The sequence below is a fragment of the Alteromonas sp. 4NH20-0104 genome (assembly GCF_057547795.1).
Window position 1 is genome coordinate 167,087 of record NZ_BAAJLP010000002.1, and the last position, 22,519, is coordinate 189,605.

At 49.1% G+C, this 22,519-nt stretch carries 23 protein-coding genes; 18 read left to right on the forward strand and 5 right to left on the reverse strand.

What is annotated here, in order from left to right; genetic code table 11:
• The first annotated feature begins 8 nt into the window (after positions 1-8).
• Genes ribF through ispH form a run of 5 tightly spaced genes read left to right on the forward strand, consistent with a single transcriptional unit; the run spans position 9 to position 5,758 of the window.
• Complete coding sequence (gene ribF, locus AC27IB_RS02350; RefSeq protein WP_487118638.1) at positions 9-953, forward strand: bifunctional riboflavin kinase/FAD synthetase; 945 nt, start codon at positions 9-11, stop codon at positions 951-953.
• Between the two features lie 44 nt (positions 954-997).
• Entirely contained in the window at positions 998-3,820 is a 2,823-nt protein-coding gene (gene ileS / locus AC27IB_RS02355) for an isoleucine--tRNA ligase (protein ID WP_487118640.1), read from the forward strand.
• On the forward strand, positions 3,813-4,322 hold the full coding sequence (gene lspA / locus AC27IB_RS02360) for a signal peptidase II (RefSeq protein ID WP_487118642.1): 510 nt from the start codon (positions 3,813-3,815) through the stop codon (positions 4,320-4,322). The genes ileS and lspA overlap by 8 nt, the downstream gene beginning before the upstream one ends.
• A 16-nt stretch (positions 4,323-4,338) precedes the next feature.
• Entirely contained in the window at positions 4,339-4,794 is a 456-nt protein-coding gene (gene fkpB, locus AC27IB_RS02365) for an FKBP-type peptidyl-prolyl cis-trans isomerase (RefSeq protein WP_487118644.1), read from the forward strand.
• A 19-nt stretch (positions 4,795-4,813) separates the two neighbouring features.
• Positions 4,814-5,758: a 4-hydroxy-3-methylbut-2-enyl diphosphate reductase gene (ispH, locus tag AC27IB_RS02370; RefSeq protein WP_487118646.1), complete on the forward strand. Its 945-nt coding sequence runs from the start codon at positions 4,814-4,816 to the stop codon at positions 5,756-5,758.
• Positions 5,759-5,824: 66 nt separating this feature from the next.
• Here ispH and AC27IB_RS02375 read toward each other — a convergent pair whose 3' ends face one another.
• Complete coding sequence (locus AC27IB_RS02375) at positions 5,825-6,190, reverse strand: type IV pilin protein (protein WP_487118648.1); 366 nt, start codon at positions 6,188-6,190, stop codon at positions 5,825-5,827.
• Between the two features lie 258 nt (positions 6,191-6,448).
• Here AC27IB_RS02375 and AC27IB_RS02380 point away from each other — a divergent pair, with 258 nt between their 5' ends.
• From AC27IB_RS02380 to AC27IB_RS02390, 3 genes are read left to right on the forward strand one after another with little or no spacing between them, the layout of a single operon-like run.
• The gene (locus AC27IB_RS02380; RefSeq protein WP_487118650.1) at positions 6,449-7,075 is read left to right on the forward strand and encodes a prepilin-type N-terminal cleavage/methylation domain-containing protein; all 627 of its coding nucleotides are present in this window, start codon (positions 6,449-6,451) and stop codon (positions 7,073-7,075) included.
• Positions 7,065-8,189 carry a pilus assembly PilX N-terminal domain-containing protein gene (locus AC27IB_RS02385; protein ID WP_487118652.1) on the forward strand — a complete coding sequence of 375 codons (1,125 nt, stop codon included), beginning with the start codon at positions 7,065-7,067 and terminating at the stop codon, positions 8,187-8,189. The genes AC27IB_RS02380 and AC27IB_RS02385 overlap by 11 nt, the downstream gene beginning before the upstream one ends.
• 8 nt (positions 8,190-8,197) lie before the next feature.
• A complete protein-coding gene (locus AC27IB_RS02390; RefSeq protein WP_487118654.1) occupies positions 8,198-9,880 on the forward strand; it encodes a type IV pilus modification PilV family protein in 1,683 nt (560 codons plus the stop codon).
• Between the two features lies 1 nt (position 9,881).
• On the opposite strand, the gene AC27IB_RS02395 is transcribed toward AC27IB_RS02390, so the two are convergent.
• Complete coding sequence (locus AC27IB_RS02395) at positions 9,882-10,403, reverse strand: GspH/FimT family pseudopilin (protein ID WP_296045355.1); 522 nt, start codon at positions 10,401-10,403, stop codon at positions 9,882-9,884.
• Between the two features lie 212 nt (positions 10,404-10,615).
• On the opposite strand from AC27IB_RS02395, the gene AC27IB_RS02400 reads away from it, so the two are divergent.
• From AC27IB_RS02400 to AC27IB_RS02420, 5 genes are read left to right on the forward strand one after another with little or no spacing between them, the layout of a single operon-like run.
• Positions 10,616-11,248 (forward strand): PilV family protein, encoded by a 633-nt coding sequence (locus AC27IB_RS02400; RefSeq protein ID WP_296045357.1) that lies wholly within the window; start codon positions 10,616-10,618, stop codon positions 11,246-11,248.
• Positions 11,245-12,093 (forward strand): PilW family protein, encoded by an 849-nt coding sequence (locus AC27IB_RS02405; protein ID WP_487118657.1) that lies wholly within the window; start codon positions 11,245-11,247, stop codon positions 12,091-12,093. The genes AC27IB_RS02400 and AC27IB_RS02405 overlap by 4 nt, the downstream gene beginning before the upstream one ends.
• Positions 12,090-12,665 (forward strand): pilus assembly PilX family protein, encoded by a 576-nt coding sequence (locus AC27IB_RS02410; protein ID WP_296045362.1) that lies wholly within the window; start codon positions 12,090-12,092, stop codon positions 12,663-12,665. The genes AC27IB_RS02405 and AC27IB_RS02410 overlap by 4 nt, the downstream gene beginning before the upstream one ends.
• Positions 12,665-16,735 (forward strand): PilC/PilY family type IV pilus protein, encoded by a 4,071-nt coding sequence (locus AC27IB_RS02415; protein WP_487118659.1) that lies wholly within the window; start codon positions 12,665-12,667, stop codon positions 16,733-16,735. Before AC27IB_RS02410 ends, AC27IB_RS02415 begins: the two co-directional genes overlap by 1 nt.
• A 5-nt stretch (positions 16,736-16,740) precedes the next feature.
• The gene (locus AC27IB_RS02420; protein WP_296045368.1) at positions 16,741-17,202 is read left to right on the forward strand and encodes a type IV pilin protein; all 462 of its coding nucleotides are present in this window, start codon (positions 16,741-16,743) and stop codon (positions 17,200-17,202) included.
• A gap of 4 nt (positions 17,203-17,206) precedes the next feature.
• Here AC27IB_RS02420 and AC27IB_RS02425 read toward each other — a convergent pair whose 3' ends face one another.
• Positions 17,207-17,764, reverse strand: a complete 558-nt coding sequence (locus AC27IB_RS02425; RefSeq protein ID WP_296045371.1) for a GspH/FimT family pseudopilin — start codon at positions 17,762-17,764, stop codon at positions 17,207-17,209.
• Between the two features lie 192 nt (positions 17,765-17,956).
• On the opposite strand from AC27IB_RS02425, the gene nadE reads away from it, so the two are divergent.
• A complete protein-coding gene (gene nadE / locus AC27IB_RS02430) occupies positions 17,957-18,790 on the forward strand; it encodes an ammonia-dependent NAD(+) synthetase (RefSeq protein ID WP_487118662.1) in 834 nt (277 codons plus the stop codon).
• Positions 18,791-18,796: 6 nt separating this feature from the next.
• Positions 18,797-19,135, forward strand: a complete 339-nt coding sequence (locus AC27IB_RS02435) for a P-II family nitrogen regulator (RefSeq protein ID WP_296045377.1) — start codon at positions 18,797-18,799, stop codon at positions 19,133-19,135.
• A gap of 85 nt (positions 19,136-19,220) precedes the next feature.
• Here AC27IB_RS02435 and AC27IB_RS02440 read toward each other — a convergent pair whose 3' ends face one another.
• Positions 19,221-19,700 (reverse strand): FKBP-type peptidyl-prolyl cis-trans isomerase, encoded by a 480-nt coding sequence (locus tag AC27IB_RS02440; RefSeq protein WP_487118664.1) that lies wholly within the window; start codon positions 19,698-19,700, stop codon positions 19,221-19,223.
• Positions 19,701-19,756: 56 nt separating this feature from the next.
• Entirely contained in the window at positions 19,757-20,734 is a 978-nt protein-coding gene (gene ygfZ, locus AC27IB_RS02445; RefSeq protein WP_487118666.1) for a CAF17-like 4Fe-4S cluster assembly/insertion protein YgfZ, read from the reverse strand.
• Positions 20,735-21,007: 273 nt separating this feature from the next.
• Between ygfZ and AC27IB_RS02450 the strand changes: the two genes are divergently transcribed.
• Genes AC27IB_RS02450 through AC27IB_RS02460 form a run of 3 tightly spaced genes read left to right on the forward strand, consistent with a single transcriptional unit; the run spans position 21,008 to position 22,502 of the window.
• Entirely contained in the window at positions 21,008-21,259 is a 252-nt protein-coding gene (locus AC27IB_RS02450; protein ID WP_487118732.1) for an FAD assembly factor SdhE, read from the forward strand.
• The gene (locus AC27IB_RS02455; RefSeq protein WP_487118668.1) at positions 21,156-21,659 is read left to right on the forward strand and encodes a protein YgfX; all 504 of its coding nucleotides are present in this window, start codon (positions 21,156-21,158) and stop codon (positions 21,657-21,659) included. Before AC27IB_RS02450 ends, AC27IB_RS02455 begins: the two co-directional genes overlap by 104 nt.
• Positions 21,660-22,502, forward strand: a complete 843-nt coding sequence (locus AC27IB_RS02460) for a MaoC family dehydratase (RefSeq protein ID WP_487118670.1) — start codon at positions 21,660-21,662, stop codon at positions 22,500-22,502. It begins immediately after the preceding gene.
• The last annotated feature ends 17 nt before the right edge of the window (positions 22,503-22,519 follow it).

Here is a 22,519-nt window from a genome sequence, read left to right on the forward strand (position 1 = left end):
TGTAAAACGTGGAGCTAATCCGGGGCCTTAACAATTTAAAAGACCATCATCACGGCTGTGTACTGACCATCGGTAAGTTTGACGGGGTTCATCTGGGGCACCAGGCGGTGCTGGCGAATGTCATTGAACAAGCCCGCAGATTGTCATTACCGGCCACCGTGATGGTGTTTGAGCCTCATCCGGAAGAAGTCTTTACGCCGGATTCGGCACCTGCCCGAATTAGCCCGCTGGCCGAAAAATACCAGTTGCTTAAGGCGCAGGGGGTAGACCGCCTGTTATGTGTGCGTTTCAATGCGCAGTTTGCCGCCCAGTCACCCGATGAGTTTATTGAACACCTGCTGGTGGAAAAACTCGGCGTGAAGTTTCTGGTAGTCGGCGATGATTTTCGCTTCGGTAAAGCCCGTCTGGGAGACTTTAGCCGGCTTGAACTGGCCGGTAAACAATTTGGTTTTGACGTTGTTAGTACCCGAAGCTATCGCATGGAAGATTGCCGGATAAGTTCCACGGCAGTACGCGAAGCACTGGCTGCAGGCAACTTTAGTCTGGCTCACACTATGCTCGGCCGGTCGTTTTTTATTGCTGGCCGGGTTATCCACGGCGAGAAGAAAGGGCGCACCATTGGGTTTCCAACGGCTAACGTTTTGCTTAATCGGGTTCAGACGCCCATCACCGGGGTGTTTGCCGTTAAGCTGAATATCGCCGGTAAGTTATATACCGGGGTTGCCAATATTGGCTCAAGGCCTACGGTAAACGGTCAGCGTAAGCAGCTTGAAGTGCATATTTTTGACTTTGCCGGTTCGCTATACGGCCAGCGTATTACTGTGGTTCCGGTAGCCAAAATCAGAGATGAACAGCGCTTCAGTGGTCTGGACGCGCTGCGGGAGCAAATCGCTCTCGACGTTGCCAAAGCACAACACATTTTAACGAATAACGACGACCTGCTGCAGGTCTGAATCCGGGATAACTCCCGATAACGTGGACGGATAGAACAAAAGCTATGAGTGATTACAAAGCCACATTGAATTTGCCGGAAACCGCCTTCCCGATGCGAGGAAACCTGGCGCAACGCGAACCGCAGATGCTGAAAAGCTGGGAAAAAGACGGCTTGTATCAGCAAATTCGCCAGGCAAAAGCCGGTAAAACGCCTTTTGTATTGCATGACGGCCCTCCCTACGCCAATGGCAATATTCACATTGGTCACGCGGTCAACAAAATCCTCAAAGATATTATTGTTAAGTCCAAAACCTTAGCCGATTTTGATGCGCCTTATGTGCCTGGCTGGGATTGCCACGGATTGCCGATCGAATTAATGGTCGAAAAGAAAGTTGGTAAGCCCGGTAAAAAAGTCACGGCGGCTCAATTTCGCCAAAAATGCCGTGATTACGCGCAGAAGCAAATTGAGGGTCAGATGACTGACTTCAAACGTCTGGGCATCCTCGGTGAGTGGGCCAAACCATACAAAACCATGGATTTTGATTCAGAAGCGAATATTGTGCGTGCGCTGGGCAAAATCATCGACGCAGGTCATCTGGAAAAAGGCTTTAAGCCGGTACACTGGTGTACTGATTGCGGTTCTGCACTGGCAGAAGCCGAAGTGGAATATAAAGATAAAACGTCACCGGCTATCGACGTTAAATTCCCGCTGGCAGATGTCGAGACGTTTGCCACAGCTTTTGGCCTGAGCAGCGACGAGCTAACCGCGCATAAAGCCGGCGTAGTGATCTGGACTACCACACCATGGACCTTACCAGCCAACCTGGCGGTGAGCTTACATCCGGAGTTAGAATATTCACTGGTTGAATTTGGCGATGAATCTCAGTGGATGATGCTGGCGACCGACCTGGTGGAAAGCTGCATGCAGCGCTATGGCGTTGAAGAATACAAAACCGTGGCTACTTGTTTAGGTCAGGCACTGGATAAAGCTAAACTACAGCATCCGTTCCTCGATAAAACATCGTTAATCGTACTAGGTGATCACGTCACTACCGACGCGGGTACCGGTTGTGTTCATACCGCGCCAGCTCACGGTGTGGACGACTTTAACGTCTGTAAGCACTACGATATCGAGGTTTATAACCCGGTAGGTAATAATGGGGTTTATCTGGAAAACACGCCACTGTTTGCCGGTATGCACGTATTTAAAGCCAATCAGCCTATCATCGATACCCTGGCTGAAAGCGGCAACCTGGTGCTGAATGTTAACTTTGAACACAGCTACCCCCATTGCTGGCGCCACAAAACGCCAATTATCTTCCGCGCCACGCCGCAGTGGTTTATCAGTATGGACAAACTGGGTCTGCGCGAGCAGTCACTGGAACAAATTCGTAACACGGAGTGGATCCCGGAGTGGGGCGAAAACCGTATCACCAAGATGGTGGAAGGTCGACCTGACTGGTGTATCTCTCGTCAGCGTACCTGGGGCGTGCCGATCCCTCTGTACATCCACAAAGTGAGTGGTGAATTACACCCTGATACCGCTTCTCTGATCGAGAAGGTCGCAGTGCAAATAGAAAAGACTGGCATTCAGGCCTGGTGGGACATCGACGATGCCGCCTTGTTAGGCAGCGATGCCGACCAATACGACAAAGTGACCGACACGCTGGATGTATGGTTCGATTCAGGCGTAACACACTATTTTGTTGTGGACTGCCGTGACGATATTCCGGCCAAAGCCGATTTATATCTGGAAGGCTCCGACCAACACCGAGGCTGGTTTATGTCGTCACTGATGACATCCACCGCCATGCATGGTCATGCACCGTACCGTCAGGTACTGACCCACGGATTTACCGTTGACGCCCAGGGCAAGAAAATGTCCAAGTCACTGGGTAACGTGGTAGCGCCGCAGGAAGTCACCAACAAGCTGGGCGCCGATATTCTGCGTCTGTGGGTGGCGTCTACCGACTATCGTGGTGAAATTGCGGTATCTGATGAAATCCTGAAACGGGCGGCCGACAACTACCGTCGCTTGCGTAACACCGCGCGGTTCTTACTGGCCAACCTGAATGGGTTTAATCCTGAAACCGATGCAGTGGCCGAGTCCGATATGGTGGCGCTGGATCGTTGGGTGGTGTCTCGGGCCAAACAGTTACAAGCTGAAATTGTCGCTGATTATGAAAAGTACGACATGCTGGTGGTTTCCCAAAAACTGGCTCACTTCTGTTCCATTGAACTGGGCAGCTTCTACCTGGATATCGTTAAGGATCGTCAGTATACCGCCAAAGCAGATAGCGTAGCCCGTCGTTCTTGCCAGACCGCGCTGTACCATATTGTGGAAGCGCTGGTTCGCTGGATGGCACCCATCACCAGCTTTACCGCACAGGAAATCTGGCAGGAACTGCCGGGCGACAGAGCCCGCTTTGTGTTTACCGAAACCTGGTATCAGGGATTCAGTGACTTTGCTGAAGATAACACATTTAACGATGCATACTGGAAACAGGTAATGGTGGTTAAAGATGCGGTTAACCAGGCACTGGAACAAGCTCGCAAAGCGCAGTTACTGGGTGGCTCACTGGAGGCCTCTGTTACCTTGTATGCCGATGATTCACTTAAGAGCCAGTTGGCACTGTTGGCAGATGAATTACGCTTTGTCCTGATCACCTCTGGTGTGAGCGTTGAGGCGTTGGCGAATAAGCCGGCTGATGCTACTGCCACCGAAGTCGAAGGCTTGTTTGTCAGTGTGGCGAAAAGCAGCGGTGAGAAGTGCGTTCGTTGCTGGCACGTACGCGATGATGTGGGTTCACACAGTGAACATCCGGAACTCTGTGGACGCTGTGTAACCAATGTTGATGGTGACGGAGAAACACGTCACTATGCCTAAGTTCATCAGCGAAACCGGCTTGCGCTTTTTATGGATTAGCGCGATCACTGTGATACTTGATCTGTGGAGCAAGTACGCCGTGATGGGTAGCATGGAGTTATATGAATCGGTCCAGCTGGCACCGTTTTTCAACTTCACTTATGTGCATAATTACGGCGCCGCGTTTAGCTTTCTGCATGACTCAGGCGGCTGGCAGCGCTGGTTTTTTACTGCCATTGCGGTAGCCGTTTGCAGCGTGATCCTTTGGTGGCTCAAGCAAACGCCTAAACAACAAAAGCTGCTGCCGGTAGCCTTTAGTTTTATTTTAGGCGGCGCGCTGGGTAACGTTTACGACCGAATCGTGCATGGATATGTCATCGATTTTCTGGATTTCTACGTAAATGACTGGCATTGGCCGGCTTTTAATCTGGCCGACAGCGCCATTTTTATTGGGGCTGCTCTGCTTATCTGGGACATGCTGACCAGTAAAGACGAAAAAGCATCAACCAGTAGCGCTAATTAACCTGAACGTAGAGAGAGTGATTGTGAGCGAAGCATCAAAAATTATCGGTGATAAGAGCGAAGTCATTATGCACTTTGACCTCAAGCTGGCAGATGGTTCTGCCGCCGACAGTACACGAGTGAATAAAAAGCCAGCCAAACTGGTGATGGGGGATGGCAGCCTTACGCCAAACTTCGAAGCCTGTTTACTTGGCTTGTCAGCCGGCGACAAGAAATCCTTTGAGCTGGCTCCCGAAGATGCCTTTGGCCAGCCTAACCCGGATAATGTGCATCACATGGATAAAACCCGCTTTGCCGCTGACATGACCCTTGAAGAAGGGATGATCATGGCTTTTGCGCAACCGGACGGCAGTGAAGTGCCCGGGATCATTCGCAGTATTGCCGGCACCTCGGTCACGGTGGATTTTAATCATCCGCTGGCTGGACAAACTGTGATCTTTGATGTTGAAATCATCGATGTTATCAACGCTTAGACCTAAGTAAGGGCGTATCATGCAAATTCATTTAGCGAATCCCCGAGGATTTTGTGCCGGCGTTGACCGGGCAATAACCATCGTTGAACGGGCGTTGGAAATTTTTCAGCCTCCTATTTACGTACGCCACGAAGTGGTCCACAACAAATTTGTTGTGGATGGCCTGAAAGAGCGGGGTGCGATCTTTGTGGATGAACTGGATGAGGTGCCTGACGATAATATTGTTATCTTCTCTGCACACGGGGTATCCCAGGCCGTTCGTCAGGAAGCTGAGCGTCGCGGTTTGAAAGTGTTTGATGCGACCTGTCCGCTAGTTACTAAAGTGCATCTTGAAGTCACCCGCGCCAGTCGTCGTGGTACGGAATGTATTTTGATTGGTCACGCCGGACACCCGGAGGTCGAAGGGACCATGGGCCAGTACGATAATCCTGAAGGCGGCATCTATCTGGTTGAGTCCAGTGACGATGTGCAAACGCTGGAAGTTAAAAACCCCAATGCGTTGTATTATTGCAGTCAGACGACGTTATCGGTAGATGATACGGCTGAAGTCATTGACGCGCTGCGTGAGCGTTTCCCTGCGATCGAAGGGCCGCGCAAAGACGATATTTGTTACGCTACGCAAAACCGTCAGGATGCGGTACGCGAACTGGCCCAGGACTGTCAGGTGTTGTTGGTAGTGGGCGCGCAAAACAGCTCTAACTCCAATCGCCTGCGTGAGCTGGCAGGCAAAATGGGCGCGCAGGCTCATCTGATTGCTGATGAAAACTGTATTCAGCGGGAATGGCTCGATGGCGTAGAACATATCGGTGTTACCGCCGGTGCCTCCGCACCAGAGATTCTGGTAAAACGGGTTATTCAGCGATTACTCGACTGGGGTGCGGTAAAAGCCAGTGAGCGAAGCGGTCGTGAAGAAAGTATTGAATTTGCCGTGCCTAAAGAATTACGTGTTAAGCAGGTAGGCTAGGCGACGCTTTAACTACCCGCCTCGCCGAACCCTGAGGTCGGCGGGGCAAGCAGGCTGTACTCACTATTACCAGCAACTGGCTGGCAAACGGTTCATCGACTCATCCAGCGTGAGAGTGGTGCAGCCGGTATCACTGGTTTGACTCCCTTTGGCTGTAGCGGTAAGCGTAAAGGTAGTGGCGCTGACGTTACTGACAGTGAAGGTGTAAAAATCTGAAGCCGGGATAGCAATATCACTGGCAGCACCGTAAGTGATGTTTTGCAATCTGAAATTCTCCTGACTCATATGCATTTGCATAAACGCCGTTTGTGCATCGCCCCTTCTCGACTCTCTTACCTGACTCTGATAAGCAGGCAGTGCTACTGCCGCCAGAATGCCCATTATCACCACGGCAATCATCAGCTCTGTCAGCGTAAATCCTGTTGTTTTCATCAGATAGTTGTTCCCTGTAAAGCCAGTTGATTCATCATAACCTGATACTCCAAATTTACGTCCTATCAGTCAACTGAACGCACGTACGGCTCTTATTCTAAAGCCACTGTTTGGTTGGCGACTATCTAACAACCATTCTTAAGACCAGCAGAAACAAGCTAAAGCAGTATGCAGAATGTGTCATCAGACGAGACACAGACTGCTGCTTCTGTGAGGAGTTCGGTGTGTGGTGAGTACAACAGAGAGATTTATTGCGAAATGAATGTTAGATATCAGGGCGGTTACACGTTAATTGAAATTATGATTGCCATGACGTTGGCTGTTGGTTCTTTGGCCGCTGTGTCGTCGCTGGTGGGTTATGGAGTGGGAGTTAACGGCAATTTACTTAACAGTGCCAGGCTTAATGAAGAATTAGGCAACGTTTATGCGCTTATCATCGCAGACTTACGACGAACTGGTTATTCTGGAAATACCAAGGCTATGGTTTCTCAGCCGGATGCTAACCCCTCGCCATTTAATCAATCTATCTCAATCAGCGAGTATCCCGGTGAAACTGCACAAAGCTGCGTATTGTTTAGCTACGACAGTAATGACAATGGCACACTCGACCTGGCCTCACCCAATGAGAACTTCGGTTACCGACTCCTTGATGGCACGGTAGAAATTCGACGTAACTCTCTCGATTGCACCAGTAATGGTTGGGAAGACTTAACCGACAGCAGTGTAGTCAACGTTACTTCACTTAGGTTTGCCGTTAAGCAAACGGTTCAACAGGGGATTACCAGCACATCAGTTACCGTTTTTCTTAGTGGAGAGTTATCAGCTAACGATAAATTGTCAAAGGTGTATCAAACCGTTGTGGTGGTGAGAAACCATGAAAGCTAAAACGACTACAGTATCCACACAAAGAGGGGCAATAGTCCTGACTTCGGTGGTTTTATTACTCACTATGGCGGCACTGGTGACCTTATATACCGGTCAGGTTAAGTCCTTTGAGAACCAAATTACTTTAAATGAACAGAATCGTCTTTTGGCATTTAACAGTGCCGAGGCCGGACTTATGAAAGCCCTGGGGATTCTGTCTATAGAGCCTTACTGGGATGGTGCTCAGTTTACCGGTAGCTTGCCGGGGCAGGGCAGTTTTACCACTACGGGGAGTTGGGACGAAATACTCCGCGAATCCGCTACTCAGCGCTTAGTGACATTAGAATCAGTCGGACAGTCACCTGACCAGTTGTCCAAAGTAACCGTTACAGAGCAGGCATTGGTTTACCCACTTGTCGCGAATCTACCGGATGCTCCACTTGTCGTCGCAGGCGGGATAGCTGCGGGAGGTGCCTTTGAGGTAGTTGCTAATCCTGATGGTGGTGGGGCAGGAGTACCCTTGTCTGTCTGGAGCGATTTGGATGTCGATTTGCTCAATGGAAGCACTAAAACCTGTAGCCAGCAGTCCTTTGCTGAAGGCAACTGCAGCAACACCCCATATTCTCAAACCGGTATTCAGGGGCCGGATATTCTGGATGACGATGCCGGTTTTCCGGACGATTTACTTGAATATATTTTTAATGTTCCGGCAATTGAATGGGCATTATTGCGTACTGAAGCAGATGAAGTGGTATCGACCTGTACGTCGTTGGGGGCGGCATCATCGGGGGTGATCTGGGTCGAAGGTCCTTGTTACATCACAACTAATACTCTGGTGGGCAATAATACCAACCCGGTAATACTCATTGTCGCCGACGGTGACTTAACGATGAACAGTGGGTCCATGATTACCGGGCTGGTATTTTCGTTCAGAAAACCCACTACCACTATTAATTACGATATTTATATGACCGGTGGTGCCAGAGTAATTGGTGGAGTGGTAGCGAATCACATTTTAGGTCACGCTAACGGTTATTACCACTCAACTTATCACCGGGACGTCTTAACGCGGCTACAACAGCATAGTTCGTTTCAACGCCTGGCCAGAGTGCCCGGTAGCTGGCGGGATTATTAGGAGGTTTTATGCAGGTTCGCGGCTTCTCACTGGTTGAAGTGTTAATTGCCTCACTAATTATTATGCTCGGCGTTAGTGGGGTGGTGTCATTGCAGTCTGCATACATGCGTAGTGATGCGCAGGTCAGTAATCGGCATGCAGCCTTGCGGTTAGCTCAGAATAAGTTTGATGATCTGCGACAATTCGAAGCTATTGAAAGTGCTTCGGGAATTATTGCCTATGATGATATGGCTGATAATGCCGGTGGTACGATTACACCCGGCCAGGTAGATGTAACGCTCGGCACCGATGGCGAATTCCATTCGTTTTACCGTAACTGGAAAGTTGAGAATAAATATTTTAGCGACTCGAACGGTGATGGTGTTGCCGATACCTGGATGGACAGATCAACCCTGCTTGGAAGAGGCTTGCCATTACCCCCGTTTCCGGCGCAAAAACAAGTGACGGTGACAGTAGAATGGGTTGATAGCAAAGGCAACACCATGGCGATTGCAGTAGATGGGAATATAGCACCAGTATCGTTAGCGCACAGTTTTCACGCCGTCAATGAGTCTAATAACGTTAAAGCGCAGCCTCAGGTACCTTTTACGCCAGGTTCCGTGCCCGACGTCATATCTTACAATCTTGGCAATAATCAGCGGGTGGAAGCCAGCAAACCGTTACCTGACAAGATTAATCAAGGGAGTAACCAGGCTGTCGAATTGTCTTCATTTCGCTACGCCTCCGGCGGTCAGGTAAGTAAACTGCTCAAACAGGAGGATTTTTTGACCATTAACTGTAAATGCAAACTGGCTGGTAGCGGGAATGGTTATACCCCGGCAATGACGGTACTTAAAGGAGATGAGTTGGTAGATTTGCCAGGTTATCCTGAGGTAAAAGACACCGGTGTGGTGGCCGATAATCAGCAACCTACACGGTGCGATGTGTGTTGTCGGGACCATCATGACAATATGAATATGGTTGCCAGTGAAGCTTACTATCGCCTGGAAGGGGGGTTACCTCACAGTCACTATGACTCAGTTGGAGGCGGAAATTTCACTAAAGCCACCCAGGTAGGCGACCCCTATATCGAGAATTGTCGATTTAAACGCATTAACGGCTTCTATGAGCTTTCCCCCGATTGGCAACTTGTTGATGTCATTGCATTTGAAGCCTCCTTTTTGGACACTCAAACGGCACTGGACGATTATCTAAATTACACTACTGAGCTTATAGCCAGCAGAATCAGCAGTTTACCTGTTTCATCCAGCTTGGCTAGTCGCGCATTGCAGGTACCACCTGGCGACTATCAACTGATTGCCAGAGGGATTTATTTGGATAGGATGACAAGCTCCCACCTTACCACGGTGCAAGCGAAACTGGCGGCAAATGATCCGCTATGGCCGCAGATAGTCCCTTTTTATGACATCAATCTTACCCTGTTGGCCAGCTGGCACGCAGATAACCCGGTTATTGCAACAGTCACTAGCGAAACGGTGGAAACCGTTATCGATCCGGTGAATCACTACTACAGTACTTACAGCCGTGGTCGGGTAACGGGTATCCTTGATGGTGTTACGAATATCAACGTGGGTACCTACGCTGGTAACGCCGGGATTACCAGTACTCTGCCTTTATCTCCTGATGAGTACTCTCGGTTTTTTTCAGACCATATCCAGGTCCGGGTCGATAGTAGCGCAAGTGCACCATGAATCAGCATTCAGGGTAGGGCGGAATAGCCTGAGTCAGCGCACAAATCCTAACCCTGCCGGTATTGCTCACGATGACTTTGAAATCCTGCTCGGCATTAGTCAGCGTAACTGAGCCTGCATATCCCTGCGCAAGGCCACGTGGAGGTGAAAAGCGTGACTGGCTGTTATTGGCAAAAGTAGAAGCCGCCAGTTGAACAAAACGAAATTCGTCATATGAGGTCACTTTTTCGACGCCATCAATCGTGCAACTTCGAGGGCTTTGGCAGTCACAGGTCGTCTGGTCGGTAATACCTATGCACCAGTACTGGCCATCGACAATATCTATCTGAATATCCTGTTGCCTGGCGACTGCCTGATGCCGTGCAGCCTGTATCTGAAAATATACCAACTGAACTGCCCCTTTTAACTCTACAGCTTTTAACATTGTACTGAAACTTTGCACACTCTGGCTGGCAATGATTGCCGTGATTGCTACGATTATGAGTAATTGAATTAGTGAAAATCCGTGGGCTCGGGTGCTCATTTGTGATTCCTTTCAATTAATTGGCGCGAGATTACAGTGTATCTTGCTCGCTTTGGCTGGTGACCTGACCTGAAGCAGGTAAAAATGAGTGTGTAGGGGAGTAGGCAGTGTTTGTTATTGCAGCTAATACCTATTATCCAACTCACGTAACCAAAATAACGGAAAGTTTTCCGGCAGTTGGTTAGTATAGAGTCATATGGTAGGAGTCAGTAATGCACATGCAACCACCCAGATTACACAGTCAGCATAAAGTCGCCGGAGTCGGTATGATCGAGATCCTGGTCAGCTTGTTTGTACTGACGATTGGTTTGCTGGGCGTGGCATCCTTGCAATTTACCGGTACCTTTAACAATGTGCAGGCTGCCAGCAGAAGTCAGGCGGAACTGGTTGCCCGCTATGTCTCTGAACAGATGGTTAGTGCTGCGCAACCGGCTGAGTCCGACGATGGCTGGGAAATCGATGATGCCTTCTTCAATACAGACTTCTTCAACTTTGAAACCCTTACCTGTAACGATAGTAATCTTTATGAGTGCTATTGCCTGACGTTACCAGCAACGGTGCCAAATTGCAGAACCGGGAATTGCACCAGTGCAGAAATAGCCGAATACAGCGGCTGGGAAGCCAGTTGCCAGGCGGTTGGTAGTAATCCGAATATGCGTATCAGCGTGAGCTGTACTGACCGTAACAATGGTGACGCTAAAGCTTGTACGAGTGGTTCATTGATAAATATTGCCGTGAGCTGGCCGGTTAAGAGTGACCAGCAGGCAACGGTGGCTAATGACAGTCGGTGTACTTTTAACTCAGACTCAAACCGAGCCTGTGTTATCAAAGAGGTTACCCTGTGAAACAGCAGTCTGGCTTTTCCCTGATTGAATTAATGATAAGTCTGGTATTGGGACTGGTTATTTTATCGGGCGTGATACAGGTATTTGTTAGTACCAGAGCAACAAATTCACTGAACCAGGCAATTGCAGAAGTTCAGGAGTATGGGCGATACATCACCTTAAGGCTCCAGGATGAGCTGCGTGAGGTTGGTCGTTACGACATGAATACAACCGATATCGAAGATTCAACGGATCTGGTGCTGGAGTCCAGTTTTGTTTTGCGTCAGCCCGTAGCTATCGCCAATGATTATCCGGCTATGGCGACGCTGGGTAGTACTGAGGCGGCAGGAAGTGCAAGTGATGGACTGGTGGTCAACTTGTTAGCTGAACAGGATTGTACGGGCAACCCCTTTGGTACCAATGCCACAGAGCATCTGCATATTGTAAACCATTATTTTGTTGAGAACGGCCAGTTAAAATGTATCGGCTATAACGGGCGTTATTTGCGAGGATTCAGTGGCAACCCCACACCCAGTGCAGAAGTTGTATTGCTCGATGGCGTAGATAACATGCAAGTTGAATACGGGTTATCAGCAGATGTTACAGACAATGATGGTCGGGTAGTGACCTATGTGGATGCCAGCGAACTCGGCAATGCTCGCCTGGCAAATCAGCAAGTCGTAGCGATCCGCCTGGCTTTATTACTTAAAAGCGCACCTATTAATCTGCAAAATATCGCAAACGAAAAGGTCAGGTTACTTTCTGAAGCCCCGGTGACTTTGGACCAGCAGCATTATTATCAGGTGTATACGGTTTCAGTCGCGCTACGAAATAGTCTTAATTATGTAGGGAGTGCCGTGTTATGAAACAGCAACAACAGGGCATGGTGCTGGTATTCGCGCTGATCATGCTGCTTTGCGTAACCCTGCTTGGGGTTGCAGCGGTTAGCACCAGCTTGTCTCAAACTAAGATGGCCAACTCTGTGCAGGCTCAGGGGCTTACCTTTGATGCCGCGGAAGCAGCAATTGCCGGCGTAGTGTTTGAATCTGAGGATCAGATTGTTTTATCTGATGTAAATCTGGATGACCCCCTCACTGCGGCTCGCCAGGGGCTTACGTTTGACCCGCAAACCGATACCCTGGAGTGTGTCAATGATACGGATTGGATTAATCGACAGCTGACTAGCGGCGGCTTAAAAAAAGGTCAGCAAAATACCGCTACCGGCAATTTTCATACTCAACCTGATGTAACCAGTTGGTCACGCACCGCGTTTGTGCAGGAAAAGCCTTGTCGGGGCTCCAGTAATGTTATTGGCAGCGGTGGATTACGCTGCCACGTTTTTGTCGTGCGCGGATGTGGACAGATTGATGGTAAACGAACTATCACCGCGAATTCACTGACAGTTGCAGTATTTGGTCCTTCATCGGAGGCACAATAATGAAACGAGTATCACCAGCCTGGTTAGCCAGCCTTTTTTTATGTGCCGCAGCACAACATGCTACCGGCGATGACCTGGATATCTTTCTTGGGACATCCAATGCCGCGCAAACTTATAACCCAAATGTACTGTTTATCATGGATACCTCCGGCAGTATGGGAAGCAAGGATGGTGGTTCCGAGTCGCGAATGTTACGGGTACAAAATGCCCTGAAAGATGCCCTGGCTTCGGCCACCAATATCAACGCTGGTTTGATGAGGTTTTCCGACCACGGCGGGCCGATACTGTACCCTACCACGAATATTGACCAATCCATTGACGCCCAGTTAAGTAGCTCAACCAATGCGTCTGCCAATGATGGCTATGAAATATCATCATCGGTATATACCAATACAGATGAAATCATCCTTAGCTTTTCCACATCGCCGGTTACCTCAGCTTTTCGCTTTGAAGACCTGAATATTCCTCGCGGCGCCACCATTACTTCAGCGTACCTTAAATTTACTTCTGCCCAGTACAATATTGCCAGTACCAATATTACTATTGCCGGTGAATTAACCGGTAACAGTTCAGCGCTCACCAGTGCCAGCGGTTCCATAAGTAGCAAAACGCAAACTGCTGCAGTGATTGACTGGAGTACGGATAATGATTTTCCTTCAGATGGAGACGACGTTAGCTCACCGGATATTGCGCCGGTCATTCAGGAAATCATTGATCAGAGTAGCTGGTGTGGCAACAACGCACTGACCGTGTTGATCAACGGTGAGGGTACAAGTACCTCAAGCAACCGTCGTGTAATGGCCTACGATGATGGTACTGGTACCGCTCCGCAACTGGTTATTGCTTATGATCAAACTTCGGCTACCGGTTGTGTAGCAGGGGAGGCTCAGTATCAGATTGCTGATTCTTATGACAATGTGGAAGAAGCCACTAATGGCTGGGAATCTACCGGTCGTGAGCTGACATTTCGGGATAGCTCGAATAGCTATATCGGTTTACGTTTTACTGATGTCAATATTCCTCAGGGCGCGACTGTGACCAATGCGTACCTGGAATTTACCGCTTATGATACGGACACCAGAAATGGTGCCACCATGCTTATCAGAGGAATAGATCAGGACAACGTTAGTAATTTCAGATATCACAGCCGCAATGATCTGCGGAATATTGGCAAAACTGGCGGTGTCACCTGGAGTATTCCTGACTTCAGGCGCAACAGGACGTATCAGACCGGTGACCTGAGTAGCATAATCAATGGCATTGTTGGTCGCAGTGGCTGGCAAGCAGGCAACGCTCTGGGGTTCGTACTGAGTGATTTTGACGAATTACGTGGTGCCTATTCATATAGCGGTAAACCTTCGCGGGCGCCCAGACTTTATATCGAATTTAACGGTAACGCCACTGCTGGAAACAGTCTTTCAGTCAGAGATTTATTAATCAGTCAGGTCGATGACCTGTCGGCAAATGGTTTAACGCCCATCGTTGATACACTTTATGAGGCGGCTTTGTATTATGGCGGCCGGCAGGTGGACTATGGTTTAACCCGGGGTAACTCGTCGGTTTCGTCCAGCGTGCGCAGCAGTACCCGCGTTAGTCACCGCGATGCTTACACGGGGGCTGATTCGGTGCTTCCGTATGGCTGCGATCCGGAAAACCTCAGCGATTACGATTGCATTAACGAATATATACCCAGTGGTGCGCAGTACATCAGCCCGGTAACAGATTTACAGTGTCAGACCAATAACCATATTGTGCTGCTCTCAGATGGTGAAGCCAATAACAACCACAGTGCCGCGAAGATTCAGGCATTACTTAACAGTAATTGCCAAAGCTCGTCCTCTGGTGAATATTGTGGATTGGATTTGGTTTCGAATATCAGCAAATCGGCAACTTCCGTCATTGGCCCGAAAGTCACCACGCATACCATTGGCTTCGCGGCAAACAACAATGCGAATAACTTCCTGTATCGATTGGCATTGCAAAGTGGCGGCGGTTTTTACACAGCTAATAACTCCACCGATCTGCTAAATGCCTTCGAGACCATATTAAGGGCCGTTAAAGATGTGAATGCGACCTTCGTATCTCCCGGGGTAGCGGTGAACCAGCTAAACCGCCTGACACACCAGGATGAGCTTTACTATGCGCTGTTTAAACCGGCTGAGGGTACCTTATGGCCGGGAAATCTGAAAAAATATCGGATTTCCGGCGATACGGTATACGACCAAAATGGCCTGGCTGCCATTGATACCAATACCGGTTTCTTTGCCGATAGCTCACACAGTTACTGGTCGCTGTTTCAGGACGGCGCAGATGTTCGCGAGGGGGGCGCAGCCTCACTGTTGCCATTAACCCGAAATGTGTACTTCTTTGATGGCCCGGGTAGTATCGTATCGGGTGCTAATCAGGTGCATGAAAATAACAGTGCAATTACTACTGCTACCATGGACACCGATGGTGAAGCCGACCCGCAGGGGCTGCGTGAGATACTGCTCAAATGGACGCGAGGTGTAGATATCAAAGACTATGATGGCGATGGAAATATCACCGAATCCCGTTTGCAAATGGGTGACCCTATCCACTCGCAACCCGTGATTGTTAATTATGGAAATAATGATTCAGTGATATTTATTGCCACCAACCATGGCTTCTTGCATGCCTTTGATGCAGAAACCGGCACTGAATATTACTCGGTGACGCCTAAATCCCTGCTGTCCAATATCAAGGATTTCTATCAGGATAACTCCAGCTATCGTCATATTTATGGACTGGATGGCCACATGGTGTTACGTGAATTCAACAATAAAAAGTATCTTTATGTGGGTATGCGTCGTGGTGGCCGGGATTATTACGTATTTGATATAACTAGCAAAACATCCCCTTCTTTAGTCTTTAAAATTGAGGGTGGCAGCACCGGGCTGGATAAACTGGGCCAAACCTGGTCACGACCAATTATCACCAAAATGAATATGGGCGGAACATCTTATAATGTAATGATAGTCGGTGGCGGCTATGACGAAACTCAGGACACTAACCAGGTTAAAACAGCTGATGCGGTGGGCAATGCCGTAATGATATTTAATGCTGATACCGGAGCTCTATTATGGCAATCATCTGATAGTGGCGCAGACCTGAACCTGAGTGAGATGCAATACTCCATACCGGGCCATATCGCAGCTATTGACCGCGACAGTGATGGCTATGCTGATCATTTATACGCCACGGATATGGGTGGCCAGATATTCCGATTTGATGTTTATAATGGCAAATCCGGCAGCGACTTCATTAAAGGTCAGCGGATCGCAGATTTAGCGGGTGCGGGTAATTCTGATAACCGCCATTTCTATTATGGCGTTGATGTTGCTGAGGTAGCACTTGGTAGCAGTAATTTTTACGCGGTAGTGGTTGGCAGTGGCTGGCGCGCCAATCCGCTTGATGATGTGGTCAACGATAGATTTTACATGATTAAGGACACCGGCGTATTCACGCCTGATACGAATGGCGACTTCACTTTTCCGGCTACGATCACGGAAAACGATTTGTTCGATGCCACCAGTCACAGCCTTACCCATAGTAATGATTCAACCAGAGAACTTGCTATCACGGAATACGAGAGTAAGCAGGGATGGTTCTTAAAAATGCAGACCTCCGGGGAAAAAATTCTCTCCTCGCCGGTTATTGTTAACTACAAGGTTTTCTTTACCAGCTACGTGCCTGCGTCGAGCAGCACCAGCGCCTGTGCACCACCGGCGGGGAATAGCCGGGCATATCTGGTAAGCCTGGTTGATGGTAATGCGGTGGGCGATCTGAATGGTGATGATGAGCTGGATGAAAATGATCGCTTTGCAACGTTGACGCAAACCGGTATTGCCCCTGATACTAAGATCCTCATAGAAGATGCTACTAACCCCACAATTTGCTTAGGTACTGAATGTGTATCGGCGGTAGTACCAGTGGATGAAGATGGCAATCCGGAGGCCTGTGCTTCAGACTTTGAATGCCTGAGTCAGAATATATTTGGCCGCTATCAGCGGGTAATGCGTGGTAGCTGGTCAACCGAAGTGGAGCAATAATAGTTATGACCAAACCAGCAGGGTTTACTTTAATCGAAGTTATGATCGCGGTGGTCATCGTCGGTATTATCGCCGCAGTGGGATACCCGTCGTACCAGTCAATGATGGTTAGTGCTAACCGCAGTACGGCTCAGGCTGATCTGATGGGCTTCGCCTCGGCAATGGAACGCCATTATGCAACAACTTTCAGTTATAACGGTGCGGCCACCGGTACCGGTAATACCGGGTCGCCTGCGGTTTTTACGGCATACTCACCATCAACTGAGCCCGCATCCAAGAAAAAGTACACGCTTACTATTCATGCTGTGAGTACTGATGGCAACAGTTATGAGCTACGCGCGGTTCCGGTAAGCGGCACTCCACAGGCGGGTGACGGTACGTTATATATATTCAGTGATGGGCGTAAAGCCTGGGATCAGAACAGTGACGGAAGTATTGGCAGCAGCGAATACTGCTGGTCTTGCTAATTTATTAACTACAGGTTAAAGCAGAACCAGCATGGTTTTCATTAATACCGTCGTCATCTGAGTCCTGAGCAATGGCGATTTTACCGTAACCATTAATAATCAGGCCAACAGCTTTATCTGCTTTACTTGTGTCGTCGCAAATTATCAACGTAGTGGTGACATTAGAGCCGCCCCTTGCATCAAAAACAAGGGCTTGAGAGGGCGCTTTAATTTTAACACTGCTATGCAGCTTTTCAGTGGAACTCAGTAAGGTTTCATTTGTGCCACGTTTACCGTTGCCGTCCACATCATAAAAAGCCATGCTTGGGTAAGTCCAGTTACTGAGACAATTCGTATAATCCGAAGAAGGGCACATAACCACCTCGGTTTGCTCTTCCATGGCTTTAAAACGGGCAAGGCGGGCCAATGCGCTTAGTTCATTGATTTCTTTGGTCAGAATGGAATGGTTTATGAATCCGCGGGCGCCAGGCACTACCACGCCAGCAATAATACTTAGCACAGCAACGGTCACCATAAGTTCGACCAGTGTATAGCCTGAATGTCGCATAGAGAGCATCTTCATAGAATTGATTCTGATTGTAGTTTATCGTACAACCAGATCTATTGTTTATGAAAATAAACACCTAAGTATCGCTGTACGGCTGATTCGACATCACAGTGCTGATCAACATCAGCAGTTGATATAATGCCTGCTGACAACATGGCGTCTTTTAACGTAGACTGTATACAAGTTATAAAAACTCTGGATTATCTAATGGATAAACAAGCGGTTATTGAGGAAATGAAAGTACTGCCCGTGATTGACGTGGTGTACGAAGTTACCCGACGGGTAGGGTTTATTAAGCAACAGCTCAAACAGTCGGGCATGAATGCCCTGGTGCTAGGCATCAGTGGCGGGATCGACTCCTGCACGCTGGGACGGCTGGCTCAACTTGCTATCGATGAGCTTAATCAGGAACATCATGAGAAGTATCAGTTTGTGGCGGTACGTTTGCCATACAGTGTGCAGGCTGACGAAGAAGACGCCCAGGCGTCGATTGATTTTATTCAGCCTACTCAGTCTATTGCAGTGAACGTGCAGCCCGGTGCTGACGCTATTCACCAGGAAACGTGCTCGGCATTAAGTGCCGCCGGCTTGTTGCCAGCAGATGAAAGCAAGCAGGATTTCGTAAAAGGTAACGTTAAAGCCCGTAGCCGCATGGTCATACAATACGAAATTGCCGGCATGGTTGACGGGTTGGTGCTGGGCACCGATCACTCGGCTGAAAACATCACTGGTTTTTACACTAAGTATGGTGACGGGGCCTGTGATTTGGCACCGCTGTTTGGCTTAAGTAAACGCCAGGTTCGCCAGGTTGCCGAGCATTTAGGTGCGCCGGCTAAAATTATTCATAAGGCCCCTACTGCCGATCTGGAAACGTTGTCGCCACAGAAAGCCGATGAACAGGCATTAGGGCTAACCTATGACCAGATTGATGATTTTCTCGAAAATAAACCGGTTGCAGCGGAAGTCTCTGAAAAGTTACTGTATATTTATAAACGTACACAACATAAACGTGTACCCATTCCTACTATTTACGATGAGTAAACGACGATGAAAAAAATTGAAGCAATCGTTAAGCCGTTTAAACTCGATGACGTTAGAGAAGCGCTTGCCGATGTGGGTATTGCTGGCATGACAGTGACCGAAGTGAAAGGCTTTGGACGTCAGAAGGGGCATACTGAACTTTACCGGGGCGCTGAGTACCAGGTCGACTTTTTACCAAAAGTAAAAATTGAAATCGTGCTTGATGATGAGCGGGTAGATTTAGCCGTTGAAACTATTCTGAAAGCGGCAAAAACCGGTAAGATTGGTGACGGTAAAATCTTTATTTATTCTGTGGAAGAGGCGATTCGCATTCGTACTTCAGAGCAGGGCGACGAAGCGATTTAAACGCGCTAACGCCAATCTCAACAAAAAAAGGAGTGCCAGGCACTCCTTTTTGTTTTTCCTTTGCAGGGCACTCTGTGGCGCAACCTTAGTGGTTGCAGCCGCCCTTCCCGTGAACGTGGCCATGGGCAAGTTCGTCTTCGGTAGGTTCACGTACATCAAGCACTTCAACTTCGAATGATAAAGCAATACCCGCCAACGGGTGGTTACCGTCGATGATCACTTCATCATCTGTTTTCTCAATCACAATAACTGACTGCTCACCGGCATCGGTGGTAGCGCGAAATTGCATGCCAGGCTCTACTTCCATGCCTTCAAACATTGAAGCTGGCACAGCTTGCACCAGATGATCGAGACGTTCACCATAGGCTTTTTCCGGAGCAACGGTGACATCAAAATTTTCACCGGCGGCTTTACCCTGCAGGGCCTCTTCAAGACCACTGATTAAAAAACGACTGCCAAGCAGTGCGGATAATGGCTCTCCACCGGTGGATGAATCAAGCTCGGTACCATCTTCGGTGCTTACGGTGTAGTGCAGGGTTACTACACTGTTTTGCGAAATCTGCATAATCTCTGCCTTTTCGGAGGTTGTAAAAAATAAAAAATATACGCCGTGCGCCTTATTTAGAGCGTATACGGCAAGTCACAATGAATCAACTCCAATGCCGGATTAGTTGACAGTCTGAAGGCATCTTCAGAGGTGGTATCATTATTGACGATGGCCAGCAGCCAGGTTTCTTCGCCGAGTACCGCAGTACGCAGGATCGTACCACCAGAGCGCCAGTGTTCGCCAGCCTGCTTCTCCAGTTTGGCACTGGCTATATCATCACAAGCCTGAGGGAGCTTGAATATCATCGCTGCTCGCTTGTTTTTGCCCAGATAACGGGTCCGGGCAACCACTTCCTGACCCATGTAGCAACCCTTGTTAAAGTCGATGGCATCAAGGGCCTGAAGATTCATCATTTGCGGCACGTACTGATTAACCTGTTCTTCACCGGTTAATGCAGGAATGCCGTTGGCAATGTCGAGGGCTGTGGCTGCGGTTTCTTCAAACAGTGCTATTTCGCCCTGGCTTACGGCCTCAACAAATGCCTGGGAACTGGCTTTCTTTAAGGCAACGCAATAAGCCCCGTTGGGGTAATCCAGAGCAATACAAAACCCAGCGTCTGACTCGGTCAGTGCCATAGGAGTGTCGGGTAGTGCACTGAAAGTGACTTTCAACAAGGCTGCGGCGTTATCACCCTGAACAAAATAAAAATCAAAGCCATCCGTTTCAGGCGTAATAGCGATCTTTGAAAAGACGCCGTATTTTTTGAGCTGTTCCACCGAAGCCGCTAATCCGCTGCTGCCCGCCAGCAGATAGATTGCTGATGTGGTGTTTGCCACCAGGCTCACACTCCAGCTCTTGCCTTTAAAATCACAGTGGGCACTGCGTCGCGCGGTTGCATCAGCCATCTTGTTAATATCAATGGTTAACTGACTGTGCAAAAACGTTTTGGCATCTTCGCCGGTAACGCTCACACAGGCCATCGACGACAAAGATACGACGAAATTCTCGGGAAAGGCATCCAGTTGAGCGGGAAGCGGGGAATACGGTTGCATAATGATATAAGCGCCTGATGTTTTAAAATTACCTGCAGGTGTATATGAGGGGCAATGGGAGGAAGATCAAGGGGAATTTTATTCACTGTGTCTGCCCGCAGCCGTTAGATATCACTGCGTTCGCCGTCGCAGGCCAAAAACGGACAGACGCGTAGGCTCAGGATGGCCGGGAGCGCTGCATTTACCCGCAGTTTGACTCCTTATGGCCAGTATCAACCTGCATCCAACCATGATATATTTGCCGCCATGACTATTTCACACAATCAACCGGTTATGTTTACTGCAAAACGTTATGCACGATTGAAATGGGCCTGCCGTCGCGGCATGCTGGAGCTGGATGTACTGTTACAGCCATTTGTTGAAGAAGCGTTTAATGATCTGTCTGAACAGGACAAGGAAACCTTCGAACGGTTACTGACCTGTGACGACCCGGATTTGTTTGCCTGGTTTATGGGCCATCAGGCGTGTAACGACCCTGAACTGGCCAGGATGGTCGATACGATTGTCAGCCGGGTTAAAGTATAGCGTTACATTAAACCCGTCTGTGAGTCAGCCAGTTTACCGTTGTTTGCTGGCTGTTGCGGCACTGGGCATCATTGCGGTGTTGGCAAGCTCACTATGGTCGGCTGGCATCACCGGTTTGGTGAGTTTGTGCCTGATCGTATTCTGGCCGTTGTCGGGATTACATCATCCTGAAACCTGGATTGTTGGTGAATCTGGTGAAGGCTATACCCTGTCAGTTAACGGCATGGGCGATAGCTGGCAAATCAGCCCGCGCTCAAAGCTGCTTCCGTTTGCATTGTATTTAGTTCGGTATTGCCGGCAGTCGCAGCGAAGCCAGTCGGGCTGGCTCTTCCCCTGGCAGGTCAGGGACAAGGACTATCGCAGACTCGCCAGGATTGTGTTTAGGCAAGGACAACTCTGAATGTTAGGACTTTACTTGCAGGCAGGCTTTAAGAAAGCCGCTGCCATTACGCCGTCGACACTCGAAAGTCTGCAGCGAGCCCCGGTACTGTGGCAAACCTTTTTACCCAGTGCCCGCCACTATCGAAAATATTGTAAGTTGGTGGGCTGGGAAAACCCAACCCTGATGCACCCTTTTTACTGGCAGGTACGAGGGCTTTCATTGCAACTGCGCTTACTGGCCCATGCTAAAAGTCCGTTCAAACTGCTCGGGCTGGTGCATTTACAAAACCGGGTGGAGGAGTACGCCGAATGCCGTACCGATATCCCCTGTGAGCTGGTGGCCCGGTTTGGTGTGGTTTACCAGCATCGCCGTGGATTAGCGGTTGAAGTGACCGTCACCGGCAATCAGCGTGGTAAACGGGTGTACAGTGCAACAGGCACTTATCTGATGCAAACCACAGTAAAACCTGGCCCTTTGCCCGCCTGTGAAAGTCAGATTGTGGCCCCCGGAGAAAATGCGACAGCCATCGGTAACCTGACCTTTAGCGCCAGGCTGGTGCGACGCTACGCACGCTTGTCCGGTGACGTTAATCCGATTCACCTGAGTACCCTGACGGCCCGCTTATTTGGCTTTAAACGAGCGATTGTGCATGGTATGTACAGTGCAGCTCAGGCGATTTCGACAATGGATAAGCAATCCCCGCTGACCGATGGGACTGTGCGAATTGCGTTTAAACAGCCAATGTTTGTGCCTGCGAAAGCCTCATTGCTGACAGAGCATAACGATGATCAGCTGCGCTTCTCACTGGTATCAAGCGACCGGGAGCAGGGCGAAACCTACTTCACCGGTCACATTGACTGACTGCACCAGCGCGGCAA

What these genes read in the sequence shown, in the direction of transcription:
- AC27IB_RS02375 (WP_487118648.1), bottom strand. Translation starts at nt 6,190, where the DNA reads ATGAAAACAACAGGATTTACGCTGACAGAGCTGATGATTGCCGTGGTG.
- ygfZ (WP_487118666.1), bottom strand. Translation starts at nt 20,734, where the DNA reads ATGCAACCGTATTCCCCGCTTCCCGCTCAACTGGATGCCTTTCCCGAG.
- AC27IB_RS02400 (WP_296045357.1), top strand. Translation starts at nt 10,616, where the DNA reads ATGCACATGCAACCACCCAGATTACACAGTCAGCATAAAGTCGCCGGA.
- ispH (WP_487118646.1), top strand. Translation starts at nt 4,814, where the DNA reads ATGCAAATTCATTTAGCGAATCCCCGAGGATTTTGTGCCGGCGTTGAC.
- nadE (WP_487118662.1), top strand. Translation starts at nt 17,957, where the DNA reads ATGGATAAACAAGCGGTTATTGAGGAAATGAAAGTACTGCCCGTGATT.
- lspA (WP_487118642.1), top strand. Translation starts at nt 3,813, where the DNA reads ATGCCTAAGTTCATCAGCGAAACCGGCTTGCGCTTTTTATGGATTAGC.
- AC27IB_RS02420 (WP_296045368.1), top strand. Translation starts at nt 16,741, where the DNA reads ATGACCAAACCAGCAGGGTTTACTTTAATCGAAGTTATGATCGCGGTG.
- AC27IB_RS02390 (WP_487118654.1), top strand. Translation starts at nt 8,198, where the DNA reads ATGCAGGTTCGCGGCTTCTCACTGGTTGAAGTGTTAATTGCCTCACTA.
- AC27IB_RS02385 (WP_487118652.1), top strand. Translation starts at nt 7,065, where the DNA reads ATGAAAGCTAAAACGACTACAGTATCCACACAAAGAGGGGCAATAGTC.
- AC27IB_RS02380 (WP_487118650.1), top strand. Translation starts at nt 6,449, where the DNA reads ATGAATGTTAGATATCAGGGCGGTTACACGTTAATTGAAATTATGATT.
- AC27IB_RS02415 (WP_487118659.1), top strand. Translation starts at nt 12,665, where the DNA reads ATGAAACGAGTATCACCAGCCTGGTTAGCCAGCCTTTTTTTATGTGCC.
- AC27IB_RS02425 (WP_296045371.1), bottom strand. Translation starts at nt 17,764, where the DNA reads ATGAAGATGCTCTCTATGCGACATTCAGGCTATACACTGGTCGAACTT.
- AC27IB_RS02440 (WP_487118664.1), bottom strand. Translation starts at nt 19,700, where the DNA reads ATGCAGATTTCGCAAAACAGTGTAGTAACCCTGCACTACACCGTAAGC.
- AC27IB_RS02435 (WP_296045377.1), top strand. Translation starts at nt 18,797, where the DNA reads ATGAAAAAAATTGAAGCAATCGTTAAGCCGTTTAAACTCGATGACGTT.
- AC27IB_RS02460 (WP_487118670.1), top strand. Translation starts at nt 21,660, where the DNA reads ATGTTAGGACTTTACTTGCAGGCAGGCTTTAAGAAAGCCGCTGCCATT.
- AC27IB_RS02450 (WP_487118732.1), top strand. Translation starts at nt 21,008, where the DNA reads ATGTTTACTGCAAAACGTTATGCACGATTGAAATGGGCCTGCCGTCGC.
- AC27IB_RS02395 (WP_296045355.1), bottom strand. Translation starts at nt 10,403, where the DNA reads ATGAGCACCCGAGCCCACGGATTTTCACTAATTCAATTACTCATAATC.
- AC27IB_RS02410 (WP_296045362.1), top strand. Translation starts at nt 12,090, where the DNA reads ATGAAACAGCAACAACAGGGCATGGTGCTGGTATTCGCGCTGATCATG.
- ileS (WP_487118640.1), top strand. Translation starts at nt 998, where the DNA reads ATGAGTGATTACAAAGCCACATTGAATTTGCCGGAAACCGCCTTCCCG.